This window comes from Desulfosporosinus hippei DSM 8344, from assembly GCF_900100785.1.
GTDB classification, from domain to species: domain Bacteria; phylum Bacillota; class Desulfitobacteriia; order Desulfitobacteriales; family Desulfitobacteriaceae; genus Desulfosporosinus; species Desulfosporosinus hippei.
On the sequence record NZ_FNCP01000024.1, the window covers coordinates 45,560 to 61,768 of the forward strand.

Below are 16,209 nucleotides of genomic sequence, written 5' to 3' on the forward strand. Positions count from 1 at the left end.
CTTCGTCGCACGAATTAGCTGTTCTTGCAGGATGTGGACGAAGCCGCCCTGACCCGAGCGACCCAAGCAACCCCATCCCCCATACTAAGGAGCTGATAAATATGAGTACTAGTGCTATTGTAATGATGTGCGTCGGAATTATCGTAATTTGGGGCGGGCTTGCAGCCAGCATTTGGCATGCTGTAAGAGCTTCAAAGCAAAGATAGGGTAATCAAGACAAATCGAAGTATATTTAATGATTTTAAATTAATAAAAAAATCATAAAAGGTAAGCCTGGATTTCCAAGGCTTACCTTTTATGATTGTGGGAAATTTTATTCTTGTTCGTTCTTAATGGGTCTCTAATAATGTTTCGGTTAAGTGAAGTGTAATCGACAGAATAAGTAAATTAGTCTAAAGTAAAATTGCATTTTACTTTAGACAAGGTTTTCGGCCCTCGGACTGGTACTTCCCCGAATTTGTCGAACTGATTTTCCAGGTGATTATCATATGGTTACTACCAAAATGTGGTATAATAAAGGCGAGATATTATATGAAGAGGGGATCAACTTGGACAATTACAGCAGAGTGGTTGGACTATGGCAGTCTTACAGAATTGTATCTGCCGCTGATTTAGATAAATACTTGGACAGCTTCCGCATCCTGTTTGCATTCCATTCGGGTAAAATAGAGAATGAAGAAATTACTTATCATGATACTCGAGAAATCTTTGAAAATGGAAGTGTTACAAACTTTACGGGGAGTCCTCGAGGGTTATTTGAACAACAAAACCAAAAGTTGTCTTATGAATTTTTAAAAGAGAGAATTGCGAAACTTGAACCTCCTAGCCTAGAGCTGGTTAAGGAGATTCATAAGGTTCTTACTAGTGGGACATATGACCTGGGTAGGTATATTACAAATGAGGAGCGTCCGGGAGAATTTAAAAAACATGATTATGTAACCGGCGTTCATGAAGTCGGATCTTCTGTGGAAAATGTGGAAAGTGATCTACTGGAGCTTATTGCAGAAGTAAATGAGTATAGGGGAAAGGATGTTTTAAAAGCTGCGGCTTATCTTCATGCTAGGTTTGAGTACATTCATCCTTTCGCCGATGGAAATGGACGAGTTGGCAGAACACTGATGAATTACTATCTCATGATTCATAATCATCCGCCTCTCATCGTGTATGATGAAGATAAGCGTCTGTATTACCAGTGCCTTCAGAAGTATGATGAAATAGAGGAACTGGATTCTTTGTATAAGTTTTTCAAGTATGAAACGGAAAAAACATGGGAAAAAGCATTGAATCTCGCAAATGGTGTGAAGCAGCCTCGCAAAGGTTTGTCCGATATCTAAGGAATATATAGTAACCGACAGGTTATATAGTAAAGCAGTGAAGCAACATCCGTGATAATTGTACAGAGTATACAATTTTTACGGATTTTTTTTATTTTTAAGCAGGTATTCCATAAAATATGCCGAATACCTAAATCTATTATAAAACACATTATTATTTAAGGAAGGTGTTATGATTACAATGAAAAAAGGACTCATAAAATGGTTTAGTGGTATGACCATTGGTGCACTGCTGTTAACCACAGCAGGCTGCGGAGGGGGAGCTGCTCCCGCTGCAAATTCTGGCTCACAAAGCGGAGAGGCCGCTAAAATTGGGGTTATCTCTTATCTGACCGGTGGCGGGGCTGCCTATGGCCAAGCCATTAAAGAGGGTTTGGATCTGGCTAAGGAAGAGATTAACGCTCAAGGCAAAGTTAAAGTTGATCTGATTTATGAAGATTCCCGGGGAGACAAGACGGAAGCCATTAATGCTATTAATAAATTAATCAATAAAGATAATGTTGTCGGTATCATTGGACCTACCCTCAGCGGAGAGATGTTTGCCGCCGGCCCGATTGCTGATCAAGCAGGAGTTCCGATCATGGGAACCTCAACCACGGCAGAAGGGATCCCGGCTCTGGGTAATTTCGTCTTCCGGAATGCTTTGCCGGAGTTCTTAGCAGTTCCCCAGGCAGTGGAGAAAGCAATCTCTACTTATAACTTGAAAAAAGTCGCTGTCATGTACTCTAACAATAATGACTGGGCAGTGTCCGGATATAAGACTATTGAGAGCACGCTTAAGAAGAATGGTGTCGAAATCGTTGCCACCGAAACCTTTGCGGATAAAGATACAGATTACTCCGCCCAGTTGACGAAGATTGCCTCCTTAAAGCCGGATGCCGTTATGGTATCCAGCCTCTATCAGGAAGCCTCCCTGGTCTTGAAGAAAGCCAGAGAAATCGGGATCACTGTTCCTTTTGTGGGAACGAATGGCTTTAACTCTCCTGAGCTGATCAAAATTGCCGGAGCTGCTGCTGATGGTGCCATCGTGGCCAGCCCTTGGTTCCCCGGTAAGCAAGATGAGAAGGTACAAAAGTTTATTGCTGACTACAAAGCTAAGTACAACAACAAGGTGCCTGATCAGTTTGCGGCCCAAGCCTATGATGCCTTATATATCTATGCCAGTGCTTTGGAGCAAGCCGGCTCCACCACAGATCGTCAAAAGCTGCGGGATAGTATTGCAGCCATTAAAGGTTTCCAAGGTGTAACCGGAAAGTTCGCCTTTGATGAAAAACGTGAACCGGTTATGAGTGCTACTGTTTTGATTATTAAGGATGGACAGTTTACGGAACTCAAATAATTATTGGGAGTGAAGGTTTTTGTTCTGGCAACAATTGGTCAATGGCTTGACTCTGGGTAGTACCTACTCACTGGTCGCTTTAGGATACACCCTGATTATGGGAGTTCTGAACATCATCAATATGGCTCATGGAGAAATATTTATGATCGGAGCTTTTGTCGGGTTGTACCTGGTGACTTATCTAAAAGTTAATATTTTCGTGGCCATGGCGGGAGCTATGTTGGCCAGTGCGTTGCTGGGTTGTTTAATGGAAATGCTGGCCTTGCGTCCTTTGAGACGCAGGGCTGTTTCCCACCTGGCACCTTTGATTAGTACCATTGGGGTATCAATCTTTCTGGAAAGTCTGGCCTTGAATCTCTTCGGGCCTCAATCCCAAGCCTTTCCTACGGAATTAGCCACAGTTCAATTTGAGCTGGGTCCCATCCGGATTACCCTGGTGCAAATTATTATTCTGGGCATATCCTTTGGTTTGATGTTTATTCTCCGTTTCTGGCTGGCCAAAACTCGGGTAGGCAAAGCTATTCGAACCACGGCTGAGAATATTGAGACAGCCAATCTGCTGGGTATCAACACTAACCGAATTATCTTTTTAACCGTTGCCTTGGCTTCAGGCTTAGGAGGGGTTGCGGGGGTATTGGTAGGACTATCCTTTAATGCGGTGGAACCCACCATGGGCTTATCCATGGGTCTGAAGGGTCTGGCTGTTCTGATCCTGGGTGGTATGGGGAATATCACCGGTGCCATGCTCGGCGGTCTGATTTTAGGCATCGCGGAAGTTTTCACCGTGGCTTACGGAGCATCTTCCTATCGAGATGCAGTGGCCTTCGGCATGATTATTCTCATTCTGTTTATTCGTCCTCAAGGACTTTTTGGCAAACGACAAGGGGGACGTTTTTAGATGGCTATTTTACTAAATCAATATTATTTGCAAATTGCTGTTTTTGTCATGGTCAATGCAATTTTAGGCGTAAGCATTTATTTGACTTTATCCACCGGTCAATTGTCTTTGGGTAATGCCGGTTTTATGAGTATTGGAGCTTATACATGTGCTATTTTGACCGTTAAAGCCGGTCTGCCCGTTTATTTGGCTATTCCACTCGGTGGCGTTGCCGCCAGTTTCATTTCGATAATTATTGGTTTTCCGGCTTTGCGGCTGACGGGGATTTATCTGGCCATTGCCACTTTGGGTTTTGGCGAGGTTGTCCGGGTTATTGTCTTGAATTTAAAAATAACCAATGGAGCCTTAGGGATCTCCGGAATCCCCACTCTGGGGACCAAGATCGGTAAAATCTTGTCTTCTTTCGGTATGTCCAAGTTCGGAGGATTTTCCGCTCAGCAAGTAAGTACCTTGCTGGTGCTGGTTATTTTACTCCTGGTTCTGGCCTTTCTGATTTTCTTCTGTATCAGACTTAATCGCTCCAGAGTCGGTCGGGCCTTTGCTGCTATTAAAGCCGATGAGTCGGCGGCGGAAGCCATGGGGATTAATACCACCTACTACAAGCTGCTGGCCTTTGCCTTAGGAGCCCTGATTGCCGGGATTGCCGGTGGATTATCTGCTCATTTGACCTTTTTCATCGGGCCTAAAGACTTTGCTTACCACCGTACAGTTGAAATTCTGCTTTACGCCGTCTTGGGCGGGAGTGACCTGGTTATTGGCCCTATCGTTGGAGCCTTAATCCTGACCTTGCTCCCTGAAGTATTGCGTTCCGCCTCTAATTATCGGCTGATGATTTATGGAGCTCTTTTAGTAACGATGATGGCCTTTCGGCCTCAGGGTCTGATCAGTGAGGAGACGGTTCGTTATTGGAAGGGTAAGCTTGGAAGGGGGAGTAAGCAATGAAATTAGTCCTTGACCAAGTGAGTAAAAGCTTTGGCGGCTTGGCGGCCTTAAGCAATGTCAGCTTTAAAGTCAATGAGGGGGAAATCGTGGGAATTATCGGCCCCAATGGAGCAGGTAAGACCACCCTCTTTAACCTGATCACCGGGATTTTCCCTCCGACTGAGGGAAGTATCACTTATAAAGAGAAAAACATCTTGGGCTTGCGCCCCTATAAGGTTACTGAACTGGGCTTAGCTCGAACCTTTCAGAATATCCGTCTTTTTGGTCATTTGAGTCCTTTGGAAAATGTCATGGTCGGGGCTCATTGCCGAACCAAGTCCGGGGTCTGGAGAGGGTTATGGCACACGCCTGCTCAACGCAAAGAAGAGAAGAAGACCAGGGAACGGGCCCAAGAACTCCTGAAGTTAGTGGGAATTGAGGAGGACATTGATTCTCCTGCCAGCTCCTTGCCCTATGGACAGCAGCGTCGGTTGGAGATTGCCAGGGCACTGGCCACTGAACCGGAGCTAATTCTTCTTGATGAGCCGGCGGCGGGGATGAATGAGAGTGAAACTGAAGACTTGCGTCATCTAATTAAGAAAATCCAAACCATGGGCAAGACGGTGATCCTGATTGAACATGATATGAACCTGGTGATGAACGTTTGTGATCGCCTGATGGTGATCAATTTTGGACAAAAGATTGCTGAAGGCACTCCGGCAGAGATTCAGCAAAACCCATTGGTCATTGAAGCCTATTTGGGCCGGGAGGAGGACTAAGAGATGCTGAATATTAGCGGTTTGTCCACAAGTTATGGTAGTATTCAAGCCATCAAAGGGATAGATATTGATGTTCCCGAAGGTTCGATTGTTTCCTTGATCGGAGCCAATGGGGCTGGGAAGACAACTACGATGAAATCTCTGGTTGGGCTTCTCAAGCCTCAGGCCGGTGAGATTAAGTTTTTGGGTCAGGAGATTCGAGGTCTTGCTCCACATAAAATTGTTAATTTAGGAATGTCCTTAGTTCCCGAGGGGCGCAATATTTTAGCGGGAATGACGGTTCTTGAAAATTTAGAAATGGGAGCCTATCAGAGGAAAGATAAAGAGGTTCAGAAGGATTTTGAGAAGGTCTTTAAGCGTTTTCCCATTCTGGAGGAACGGAAACAACAGTTGGGAGGAACTCTTTCCGGAGGGCAACAGCAAATGCTGGCTATCGGCCGGGCTCTCATGGCCAGACCTAAGCTTCTCTTGCTGGATGAACCTTCGATGGGCCTGGCTCCGCTGGTTGTGGCAGATATCTTTAATGTCATTCGGGAAATTAATCAGGAAGGAACCACTATCCTTCTCGTTGAGCAGAACGTTCGTCAAGCCTTGAAGATTGCTAACTATGCCTATGTTTTGGAAACGGGAAAAATTGTGCTCCATGGCAAAGCAGATGAGGTTGCCAAGAATCCACGGGTTATGGAAGCTTATTTGGGCGGTGCCAAGGCAGGAGTTTAAACTTAGACTAAAAAGCCCCTCTTTTATTGGGAGGAGAGGGGATTATTCTCTGGGAGGGTTATTAACTAAGCTTATCGGTCCGACCAGTAAACCGTAGAGGGAGATGTATACCAGTGGGAGATCAAACCCATAAAATTGTCAAAACCAAGGTTACCGAAGGACTCCGGGACATGGAGTCCCGCAAAGGGAGATTTCGGGCTTTTGATGCCATTCGCCCGGCTATGTTAAAAATGGTTCCTAATTATCCGGAGCTTTCCAATCGTTTGCGCCGGATTAAGGAATACAGTATTGATCACCTAGATGAAGTCATCGCTAAAGCCAAACATTCCTTAGAAGCTAAAGGGTGTAAGGTCTATCTGGCGGAAACTTCCGAGGATGCCCAGAGGTATATTGCCGGTCTTATTCCTAACGAGGGTTTGGTGGTTAAGTCCAAGTCTAATGCCGGGAAGGAAATCAATATTTCCCATTACCTGGAGGACCTGGGGGTAACTGTCGTGGAGACGGATCTGGGAGACAGAATTAACCAACTGGCCAAAAGTGAAGCCAGTCACTCTCTGGCTCCGGCTATTCATATCCCCATCGAGAAAATCACCAAGCTCTTTTCTGAAGAAGAGGGCAAAGAGTTGGAATGTACTCCTGAGGCCCTGGTGGTTTCCGCCCGCAAGGGTCTGCGGGATTTTCTGGTCAAAGCGGATGTGGGGATCTCCGGGGCCAATGCTATTTCAGCAGACACGGGGAGTGTCTTCGTCACTGAGAATGAGGGGAATATTCGGGCGGTTTCCATGATGCCTAAAGTGCATATTGTCATCGCCGGGGTGGAGAAAATCGTCCCGACCCTGGAAGATGCTCTGCAAGTTGTCCGGGCTGCAGCAGTTTATGGCGTGGGTCAGGACATTGGCACCTATGTTTCCGTGATCTCGGGAGTCAGTGAATCCTTGGATCCTGATCTGGAGGAGTTTTCTCAGGGGCAGGGCCCCCAGGAAGTGCATATTGTTTTATTGAAAAATGGCCGTCAGGACGCAATTAAGGTAGGCTTTAAAGAATCCCTTTATTGCATTAATTGCGGCAGCTGCCTTAACTTTTGTCCTGTCTATCAGGAAGTGGGCGGCAAGTACGGGTATAAGTATCTGGGCGGACGGGGCCTGGTCTTTGCCGCTTTTCACGGTGACCTAGGCAAATCCGAAGAAAATGGACTATCCCTCTGTATCGGCTGTCAGAAGTGTCATACGGCTTGCCCTGTACAGATGGCAACCCCGGAAATGCTCTGGAAACTTCGCCAAAATGCTGTGGCTAAGAAAGGGGTAGGCTGGAAGAAGGATTTGGTCTTCTCCATGTTAACTAAACCGAAGACTTTGCCCATGGTCAGTAAATTGGCGACAACCTTTGGAAAATTGGCTTTGAAAGATTCGGAGAAGGGGACCACCTCCCGGTTGACCTTCAATTCCTTCGGGCTGCCCCAAGAGCGGGTGATTCCCAAGTTCTCCGGTAAATCCTTTGCGGAGATTGCTCAGCCTAAATCAGTGGCTAAGCCGGTGAAGAAAGTCGGTTTCTACCCCGGGTGTGTTGTAAACTACACGGAGACTGACCTAGGTGAAGCCCTGCTCCACGTTTTGGGAGAAAACCGGGTTGAGGTGAAGCTGGCTAAAGAGGATGTGTGTTGTGGAATTCCCAGTATTGTCAGCGGGGATTTAGAACATGCCAAATCCATGGCCTTGAAAAATATTGAAAACTATAGTGGCTTGGAGATGGACGCCCTAGTCTTTGTCTGTCCCAGTTGTGCTGTAGCCTTCAAAGAAGAGTATCCTAAGTTGTTTGCCGATGCTTCCCCTGAACTGCAGGAAAAGATTAAAAAACTTGCTGAGAAGGCTAAAGATATTAATGAATTCCTAAGTAAGGATATTAAATTGAAGCTGCCAAAACAAAAAGTCACGGAAACTGTGACCTATCATGATCCTTGTCATTTGGCCCGTAGTATGGGTGTGAAAAAAGAACCCAGGGAAATTCTCCAGAAAATTCCCGGGCTGAAATACGTAGAAATGCAGGATGCGGATGCCTGTTGTGGGTTTGGCGGTTCCTTTAGCTTAAGCTTCTATGAACTCTCCCAGCGGATTAATGAAGGGAAACTGAAAAATGTCACAGACACTCAGGCCACTACCCTGGCGACCAGTTGTCCGGGCTGTATGGTTCATTTCCGAGATGGGGTGGCTCAGCACGACATGAAGCAAAAAGTTTCTCATGTGGTTCAAATTCTAAGCCGAGCCTATGGGAGGAAGAGCAAATGAGTACTAAAGCCCAAACAATCTTAACGAAAATTCGTTCCCGTCGAGACACCCTGCTCCTGGAATATCCAAAATTGGCTGGCCAGGTGCAGGACATCAAAAGTGGGGTAGCGAATAACCTTAAGGAACATGTGAATTTGGCAATCTCTTCACTCAAAGGTAAGGGTTGCCATGTGATGATTGCTAAGAACGCGGCAGAAGCTCAGGAGCAGATTCTGAAAATCCTGGCGGGTAATCAGAATGTGGCTATGAGTAAAAACCCTGTTTTCAGTGAAATCCGTTTAAGAGATTATTTAAAATCGAAGAGTGTTGAGGTTTTGGAGACTGACCTGGGGGAGAGAGCTGCCGGGACTCAGACCGACCTTCACCCTTGGATTGCCAGTATCAATACGCCGATTACGGATAAAGAATGGGTAGCACGGACTAAAGAAGAGATTAAACAGAAGGCAGCCCATCTCCAGTTTGGAATTACCGGTGCCGAAGCGATTGTTGAACAAAATGGAACCATAGCCCTCTTAGAAAGTGAAGGAAATGTGCGCTTCACTTCGAATCTCCCCTATAATCATATTGTGGTAGCGGGAATGGATAAGATTGTCCCTTCTCTGGAAGATGCTTTAGCAGTTTGTCGGGGGATTAGTGTCTATGGGATGGGAAAAGATATTCTGAAGTATATATCCTTTATCAGCGGTCCCAGCAGAACGGCGGATATCGAGTTTAGAATGGTGCAGGGGATGCACGGGCCTAAAGAAGTCTATGTAATTCTGCTGGATAATGGGCGGCTGGAAGCCTCTAAAAGTAAGCAGTTGGATGCCCTCAAATGCCTGCACTGCGGAGGATGTCTCGTGGATTGTCCCCAATATCTAGTCGATGGATTAGAGAAGGGTTATTATTATACCGGGAAAAGGGCAAAAGTCCTGGCGGCGTTTATGAAGGGAGCCAAACCCTTGGATCCTAGTTCAAGCCTAAGCGGCAGTACTGAAACTAAAGCTAACACTAAAACTAAAACTGAGGATTGTGGAGATTGCTCGTTGTGCAATAATAATTGTCCTGCGGGTATTAAGGTTTAACGGGCTCTAGGGGAGGTTACAATGCAGTTTGAGAAGATTATCAAACCTCAGCGCACCTATCAAGAGGTTTTAAAGCAAATCAATAATATGATTATCGATGGTAAGCTGCAGCCCGGGGATCGACTGATGGGTGAGAGAGAAATGGCTGTTGAGCTGGGGGTTAGCCGGACGACCTTGCGAGAAGCCTTGAGAACCATGGAGTTCTTAGGCTGGGTTGAGATTAAGCCGGGGGAAGGCACCTTCATCCGTAATCCTCAGTTAAGTGAGGTTATTAGTCCTTTGGCGTTAGCCCTCTCCGCTGAGCAGACCCAAATTGATGAACTTTGGGAAACCCGAATTACCCTGGAGGTCGAATGTGCGGGCTTAGCCGCTGCCCGAGCCTCTGAAGCAGACCTAGGGCGGATCGCTAATATTCTGCGTGAAATGCAGTCTTCCTGGAGAGATCTGGATGCCTATGTTAAAGCAGATATGCGCTTTCACTATCTGGTTGCCCAAGCTTCTCAGAACTCCATGATGAATCGTTTATTGCAGACTTTTGTCGTTCACATCTTAGAACTTATTAAAAAGGCCGGCCCCCTGCGTTTTAGTCACGATATTGGGGGACTCTATACGATTCAAGAGCATATCTCTATTTATGAAGCCATTGCCAGGCATGACGAGGATCAAGCCAGGAGTCTAATGAGAAAACACCTGGAAGAGTCAAGAAGCGAGCGCTAGCGTGTTAGGGCGTGTTAGGGGGACGGTCCTATTGACACATTATGTGTCAATAGGACCGTCCCCTGATCACTGATCATTCTGCTTCATACTGATTCATTTAGGACGCAAGTCAGGAGTTACTGAATTTCATATTAAGATGCGTCTTGCCAAGGGTATATAATATTCTGTAATTATCTTAAAAGGCTTCATCTGGATAGACTTTATAGTACATGCTAAAATAGGTTAACAATTAGCTGATCCAAGGTAACCGAAAATTGCTGGTCAAAGAGTTAAGGACATTACACCTTAAAGAGGAGGCCCACAAGTGGTTAATAATTTAGATGAAAGGATAGTTCAGAGTATTAGGGAAATCGGACAACTTTATCCTATTGAAAGAATTGTTCTTTTTGGTTCGAGAGCCAGAGGTGATCATAAGCCTACAAGCGATATAGATTTGGCTATTTTTCCGTTGCCGGGGCTTAATAGCAGAGGGCATATGATCAGTGACCTTGAGGAGCTTAACACGCTGTTAAAAATAGATACCCTAATTATTAATCAAGGCGTTGAACCTAAAATAATGGATAATATTTTGAAAGAAGGTGTAACTCTATATGAGCGAGCCGGCGACAAAACTCCATAACTTTACTAATGCACTTAATAGGTTGAAAGAGGGAATAGGAAAATACGATAATTCCAACGATCTATTAAGAGATGGAGTAATCAGACGCTTTGAGTTTACCTTTGAGCTGGCCTGGAAGACGCTAAAAGCAATATTTGAAGATGAAGGGTTAAGGGGCTTGAATTCTCCGAAAAGCGTATTACGAGAAGCTTTTACTGCAGAACTGATTAAAGACGATGAATTGTGGCTGGCAATGCTAAATGACAGGAATTCAACGGCCCATATTTACAATGAACAGATAGCAATTGAGATATGCGACAATATACAGCACAAATATCTTATCGAACTTGAAAATTTGCTTGAGAGAATCAAAATAAGGTTTGCCAATGATATACGATAACAATAATTCTAGAGATGCCCTTTAGGATTATTGAGTTTTGGATTAAGTTTTTAGGATTAATGTTCAGAAAAAAAGATCTTTCTTTCCACTCTGAATATGGTAGAATAGTTACATAATAAATCGAAGATTGTCGGACGTTGCGGATATTAAGGGGGAGTTTATTTGAAGCAGGATATTCTTTTAGAAAGCGGTATTAATGAGTTAGAGATCGTGATTTTTAAAGTTGGAAGCAGTACGTTAGGGGTAAATGTGGCTAAGGTTGAATGTATTCTTACATACCAACCGGTGACTGAGGTGCCAAATTCCAATGGAAATATTAGCGGTGTCATTAACTACAGGGGGCGAGTCATCCCTGTCTTGGACTTAATTAAAACTCTTAAGCAAGACTGTCCCAAGCAACCGAAGGAGAGACTCTTAATCCTGATAAATATTAATAACAGTGATTTTGCCGTGGAAGTAAGTTCCGTCAGTGGAATCAAACGACTTTCCTGGAAGGACATAGAGACCCCTTCCTCAATTCTCCTCAGTCAGAACGAAACTCCAATAACCGGAATTGTCAAAGTAAATGATGATATTATTTTAATGTTGGATTTTGAAAAGATTCTTTCAGATATCGACCCTTCCCTAGCCCTAAAGGAATCAAGGGCAGTAAAAGGTTTAGAAGGGAAAAAACTTGTAGTGGCTGAGGATTCCACATTCTTGTTGAAGGTGGTTAATGAATCCTTGGTAAAAGCCGGGGCAACCGTGGAGAAATTCGGCAATGGGCAGGATGCCCTTGATTTTCTGGAACAGAGTTCTGTCGATGAAATATACTGTGTAATTACGGATATTGAAATGCCTGTGATGGATGGTTTGACTCTAACCAAGCAGATAAAAACTAATCCCAAATTGAAGAATATTCCTGTTATTTTATTCTCCTCAATTGCCAGTGAAGGGTTAGCCCATAAGGGTTTGAGTGTTGGTGCAGATGCTCAAATTACTAAGCCGGAAATTGAAAAGCTTGTGGAGCTGGTGATCAATTTAAGATAGGGATGAATAAAGGCATCGGGTATCCCGATGCCTTATGGGTTGGATGAAATACGTCATTAGGGTCAGGCGGCTTCGTCCACATCCGTTCACCCAGCACTCCGAGGCTGGCCCACGCGTTGACCTGGGAGCTTCGCCAAACCTCAGGGTAATACCTGAGGTGAACCGTGGCTGCGCTTCCCCAGGTCAACTTTGCGGGCTTTACCGCCTCTCCATGCAATGGGTTCACTCCTGTGGATCGAAGCCGCCCTGTCTTTCGGGTCTATTATTCTTAAGCGTGTTTTGAGGGGGCAGAGTAGAGTAGACCCTCATGCAGTTACTAAGGCGGCACCATCAGAGGATGAAAAACTAGTATTGTCTTCCTAACACGCTAAAGATTCTGCGAAGCCTTACCTCAGAATCCCAAAGTTTTGCTTCCACTCCCAACAAACTGGCTGAAGGAGCGCTTGTCTGCTAAGCGGATGCGTCAGTGAAGCCGCGCTGAGGCGAGCGCCGACGGTTCACATGCAGAAAAACCCAGAGGTTCGGACGCGCTCGCGAACCGTCCAGCGAGCCAGCGGCGGAACTCGCAGACGCGTGCAGACCGACGAAGACACTGTCTTCGCACGGATTAAACCTTCTTGCAGCACTGTCTTCGCACGGGTTAACACAGCTAAAAAGCGCTCCCTCCAGAGCCCGACAGAACCGTCCCCTGTCAGGATGGGTTTTTCAGAGCAGAACCCTTATATGAAGATTTACCTAATGAGTTGAGGTGAGCTAATGAAAATCTTAAAGATACTTTTCGTGATACTGATGACCTTTTCTCTGGTAGGATGTAGTGGTTCAAAATCTGAAACTCCAACAACTGCTAATTCTGAAACTCCACCATCAGAGTCTGAAGTACCAGCCTCCCAAACTCCGATCAGTGATCCCTTACAATTGACGGCTGTCTCCTTTAAATGGATCGGAGTCGATCAGGATGTCTTAAGTCCTAATGAGGTAAAGGTTGATACGAAACCTGATGGACACTTTCATATAACGGTTCCCTTTGGGACACAGGCCGGGGTAAAATCTATCTGGATCAGGTATTCAGAATTTGGTAAGTCTTTGAAATGGGGCTGGATTTACAATAAGAATCTTCCGATCAATGGATATTTATTAGCAGTTTTAGATAACAGTGGTAAGGTAATCTTACCTCAAGCTGACAATGGGTTTACCGTTGAGGGGGTAGCGGATTTTGACTTGTACCTTTCTGAACTGGAAAGTGAAAGTGGTCGGGATACTTTTAAGTTTATGAAGGGGCAAAGGCTTGAGCTGGAAATCAATTATGTAACCCAGAATAATGTGGAGAAGCAAGTTAAGAGTTCGGTTACTATTGAATGATTAATTTGTAGATCCAATGAGCATGAAGCAGCATGATGAAGGAATAGACTGTTATGCTTAGGCCCATTCCATAGATAATCAACCGGCGGGACTTGTCCTTTGTCCACCAACAAGCTCCCCCTAAGATAATGGGCAACAACAGTTTAAAGCTTCGAAGGTAGTTGGGGTTCATCTCAATAAGCGGCTGCATAAAGGGATTCCCTTCGGTGATTAGGTGAAGCTTAATACCCCATAGAGTTAGTTCTACATCAATGATATTTAAAATCAGCAAAACTAGCGTTGATGTAATGATTCGACTTTCAAGAGGCTTTAGATTTGATTGAGAGCCTTGCAAGGATTTTGAGGCGGGATATTCTGAAGCAGACAGACCTATGCACTCCTTTCGGCTTTAGGGTTTTGTCTAGCTGTTTCAGCATATGTAGGCCTCTAGAAAATTATGTAAAATTTAACGCAAATAGCCCCATTATGTTGCATTCAAAGAATGTACATAATGGGGCTGTGATAGTCTCTGGAGATAAGAAGTAATTAATGATAAATCAAAAAACTAAGAGAGAAGTCCTACATGTTAATGCAGCTTCTCTCTTAGTACTTTAATTTAGATCAAATTTGAACCCCTTGCAAAACTTGCTCTGTGGCGTAGGTTGGGTTGCCTTATTAGCCAGTTGTTTCAGTCTCTATACTCTAGAGACTAAAATCCTTCTTATCCAGATTATCATAATAAGCTCGGATTGGGCTGTAATCAGGGGTATATCCATCTACATCATCGAAGGGTTCATTATCATCTAAGTAAAGAGTAGTCAATTGGGTCAGACCTTTCAGGGATGTGAAGTTTGTAATATAGTTATCAGATATATCCAGATAGGTCAGGGAGGTTAAGGTTTTTAGAGCACTGACATCCTTAAGGCCATTATCATTAAGCTTCAAAGTTCTAAGGTTTTTCAGCTTCCCAAGAGCAGCAATTTTAGTCAGTTGATTATTGCCGACATCCAGGGTTTTTAAGTTAACAAAATACTCTAACCCGGTTAGATCCGTAATGTCATCATTGCGGAAGTTTAAGGATGTGATATCCAAAACATCACTTTTATAGATTGATTCAGAGCTGCTCTTGTGTAACTTGCGTCTTACGGCTGAATGCAATTCCGGGTCGGTAAAAGTAATTTTGGCATCTTCCGAGACCTTAAGAGTAAGAGTTATTTTCTGAGTTAGGCCCTCAATGGTTCCCTGAAAGGAGTAGCTGCCTGCTTTGTTCAAGGGAACAATCTTAGTGTTCCAAGTCACCGGATAGGTTTCTGAGCTGCCGTCGCTCATGGCTACTTCGACAGTTTCCGGGAAATCATAGGATTCTCCCAGGATGATTTCTGCAGAAATGTTTTCGGCTTTAGAAGCCTTTGGGTAGATCGTCAATTTCAAAAAGACGCTGTCACTGTAGTTTTTTACCCGGCCTTCGAATCGGTAGGTTCCTGACTTTAAGGTTTGCACAGAGGAAAGGGTCCAGGTTACCGGGACTTCTTCGGTGGATCCGTCCGACTTAGTTGCTGTAACGGTCTTCGGTGGGTCGTATTTTTGCTGCTCGATAATACTGTCGGTAACGTCTGCTACTGACTCAATTTCAGCAGGAAGTTCCGCCAGGGTAGATTCTGTTGAACTGCTGATAACACTTGTGCCGCCTAAAATGAAAAATTTCGAGATTAGCCTGGACTGGATAAAGGGAAGGGTGGTGTAGGGAATTGTATTGCCCTGCAGGAGAATGATAGGGTTCTTTTCTTTTTGAGCTAAGGCAGAGGCGGCTAAGCCATCGGAAAAGCCTCCGCCTGTTGAGACATAGGCTGTGTCTAAATTCAGATCACCGGAAAATCGTTTGATCAGTTTAATATTTCGATCATAGGCGTCATAACCGGAGATTAGTTCGTATTCAGGAAACTGGTTGAGCACATTGTCACTAAGGTCATAATAGCCTGCGACAATTATAGCGGTAGAGATTTTGTTTTTCGATAAAAAATCTTTTTGAGTGGGGGTGAGCTCAGTTGGCGGTACCAGGAGGATGGGCATTTCATTGGCGGCGGCAATGGGTCCGATGGATAAAGCATCAGGATAATTCATACCGGTTGTGACGAAGGCTCCCTTGCTTAAGCCAACTGCTTGAGCAACGAGCAGTGAAGTTTCATAGCGATCCTGACCGGCAAGACGTTCAGTGGGAATTTTCATGGCAGTAAGCTGTTTTTGGACTTCGTTGGAGATAACTGCTTGGCCTCCGATTATATAGATTTTCTTTACTTTCAGACGTTTTAACTCAGCCGCCGTGTCACTGTTTAGGGTATAAGAATCTGTCAATAGTATGGGCGCGTTATACTTGTGAGCTAAGGGTCCGGCGCTTAAGGCATCCGGATAGTCCTCTCCGTAGGCCAAAATGGCAGCATCAGCCCCATTGGGCCAACCTTGTTGACTGATGGCAGCGGCGGTCTGATATTTATCATAGCCGGCAATTCGTACTGTGTACGCGGATGCGCTGGCTATTAGCGGACAGGTGAACACAAATAGGCTAATAAGGAAAAGGGATAGTATGAAGTTTTTCTTTGTAGGATTCAGAAAGTGAAACTTTCGTAGTTTTCTCATCATGAAATGCTAGTCCTCCTTTTCTTAAGTAATTCTCTAAATAATGACTAAATCCTCCCTTTAATCTTAGCATTTGATTAATTCATTGTCGTAAGGGAGGAAAAAGCGAGTTGTCTGTGTGCAGATCTATGAGTAAAGAGAGAGCGAGGTTCATCG

At 44.7% G+C, this 16,209-nt stretch carries 16 protein-coding genes; 14 read left to right on the top strand and 2 right to left on the bottom strand.

Translation table 11 applies throughout. From position 1 onward, the window contains the following. Positions 1–101 precede the first annotated feature (101 nt). The 14 genes from BLS16_RS17655 to BLS16_RS17725 all read left to right on the top strand — a co-directional run bounded on the left by BLS16_RS17655 (position 102) and on the right by BLS16_RS17725 (position 13,440). Positions 102–206: a methionine/alanine import family NSS transporter small subunit gene (locus tag BLS16_RS17655; RefSeq protein ID WP_092334980.1), complete on the top strand. Its 105-nt coding sequence runs from the start codon at positions 102–104 to the stop codon at positions 204–206. A gap of 342 nt (positions 207–548) precedes the next feature. Beyond that, entirely contained in the window at positions 549–1,334 is a 786-nt protein-coding gene (locus tag BLS16_RS17660) for a Fic family protein (RefSeq protein ID WP_092335020.1), read from the top strand. Positions 1,335–1,506: 172 nt separating this feature from the next. Next, positions 1,507–2,673, top strand: coding sequence for an ABC transporter substrate-binding protein (locus BLS16_RS17665; RefSeq protein ID WP_092334981.1), 1,167 nt, complete (start codon positions 1,507–1,509; stop codon positions 2,671–2,673). 19 nt (positions 2,674–2,692) lie between these two features. Beyond that, complete coding sequence (locus BLS16_RS17670) at positions 2,693–3,571, top strand: branched-chain amino acid ABC transporter permease (RefSeq protein ID WP_092334982.1); 879 nt, start codon at positions 2,693–2,695, stop codon at positions 3,569–3,571. Further along, positions 3,572–4,513, top strand: a complete 942-nt coding sequence (locus BLS16_RS17675) for a branched-chain amino acid ABC transporter permease (RefSeq protein ID WP_092334983.1) — start codon at positions 3,572–3,574, stop codon at positions 4,511–4,513. It abuts the gene before it with no gap. Next, entirely contained in the window at positions 4,510–5,271 is a 762-nt protein-coding gene (locus BLS16_RS17680; protein ID WP_092334984.1) for an ABC transporter ATP-binding protein, read from the top strand. Before BLS16_RS17675 ends, BLS16_RS17680 begins: the two co-directional genes overlap by 4 nt. A gap of 3 nt (positions 5,272–5,274) precedes the next feature. Then, positions 5,275–5,991: an ABC transporter ATP-binding protein gene (locus tag BLS16_RS17685; protein WP_092334985.1), complete on the top strand. Its 717-nt coding sequence runs from the start codon at positions 5,275–5,277 to the stop codon at positions 5,989–5,991. A gap of 113 nt (positions 5,992–6,104) precedes the next feature. Then, positions 6,105–8,273 carry an LUD domain-containing protein gene (locus BLS16_RS17690; RefSeq protein WP_092334986.1) on the top strand — a complete coding sequence of 723 codons (2,169 nt, stop codon included), beginning with the start codon at positions 6,105–6,107 and terminating at the stop codon, positions 8,271–8,273. Beyond that, positions 8,270–9,337 carry an LUD domain-containing protein gene (locus BLS16_RS17695; RefSeq protein ID WP_092334987.1) on the top strand — a complete coding sequence of 356 codons (1,068 nt, stop codon included), beginning with the start codon at positions 8,270–8,272 and terminating at the stop codon, positions 9,335–9,337. Before BLS16_RS17690 ends, BLS16_RS17695 begins: the two co-directional genes overlap by 4 nt. Positions 9,338–9,358: 21 nt before the next feature. After that, a complete protein-coding gene (locus BLS16_RS17700; RefSeq protein WP_092334988.1) occupies positions 9,359–10,054 on the top strand; it encodes a FadR/GntR family transcriptional regulator in 696 nt (231 codons plus the stop codon). A gap of 304 nt (positions 10,055–10,358) precedes the next feature. Next, a complete protein-coding gene (locus tag BLS16_RS17705) occupies positions 10,359–10,673 on the top strand; it encodes a nucleotidyltransferase family protein (protein ID WP_092334989.1) in 315 nt (104 codons plus the stop codon). Further along, positions 10,645–11,052 carry a nucleotidyltransferase substrate binding protein gene (locus BLS16_RS17710; RefSeq protein ID WP_092334990.1) on the top strand — a complete coding sequence of 136 codons (408 nt, stop codon included), beginning with the start codon at positions 10,645–10,647 and terminating at the stop codon, positions 11,050–11,052. Before BLS16_RS17705 ends, BLS16_RS17710 begins: the two co-directional genes overlap by 29 nt. A 162-nt stretch (positions 11,053–11,214) precedes the next feature. Further along, entirely contained in the window at positions 11,215–12,081 is an 867-nt protein-coding gene (locus BLS16_RS17715; RefSeq protein WP_092334991.1) for a chemotaxis protein CheV, read from the top strand. Positions 12,082–12,837: 756 nt separating this feature from the next. Then, positions 12,838–13,440 (top strand): hypothetical protein, encoded by a 603-nt coding sequence (locus BLS16_RS17725; protein WP_092334993.1) that lies wholly within the window; start codon positions 12,838–12,840, stop codon positions 13,438–13,440. Here BLS16_RS17725 and BLS16_RS17730 read toward each other — a convergent pair. Further along, the gene (locus BLS16_RS17730; RefSeq protein ID WP_176786223.1) at positions 13,430–13,711 is read right to left on the bottom strand and encodes a DUF5658 family protein; all 282 of its coding nucleotides are present in this window, start codon (positions 13,709–13,711) and stop codon (positions 13,430–13,432) included. The two genes, BLS16_RS17725 and BLS16_RS17730, sit on opposite strands and share 11 nt — an antisense overlap. A gap of 410 nt (positions 13,712–14,121) precedes the next feature. Further along, positions 14,122–16,056, bottom strand: coding sequence for a cell wall-binding repeat-containing protein (locus BLS16_RS17735; protein WP_092334995.1), 1,935 nt, complete (start codon positions 16,054–16,056; stop codon positions 14,122–14,124). Positions 16,057–16,209 lie beyond the last annotated feature (153 nt).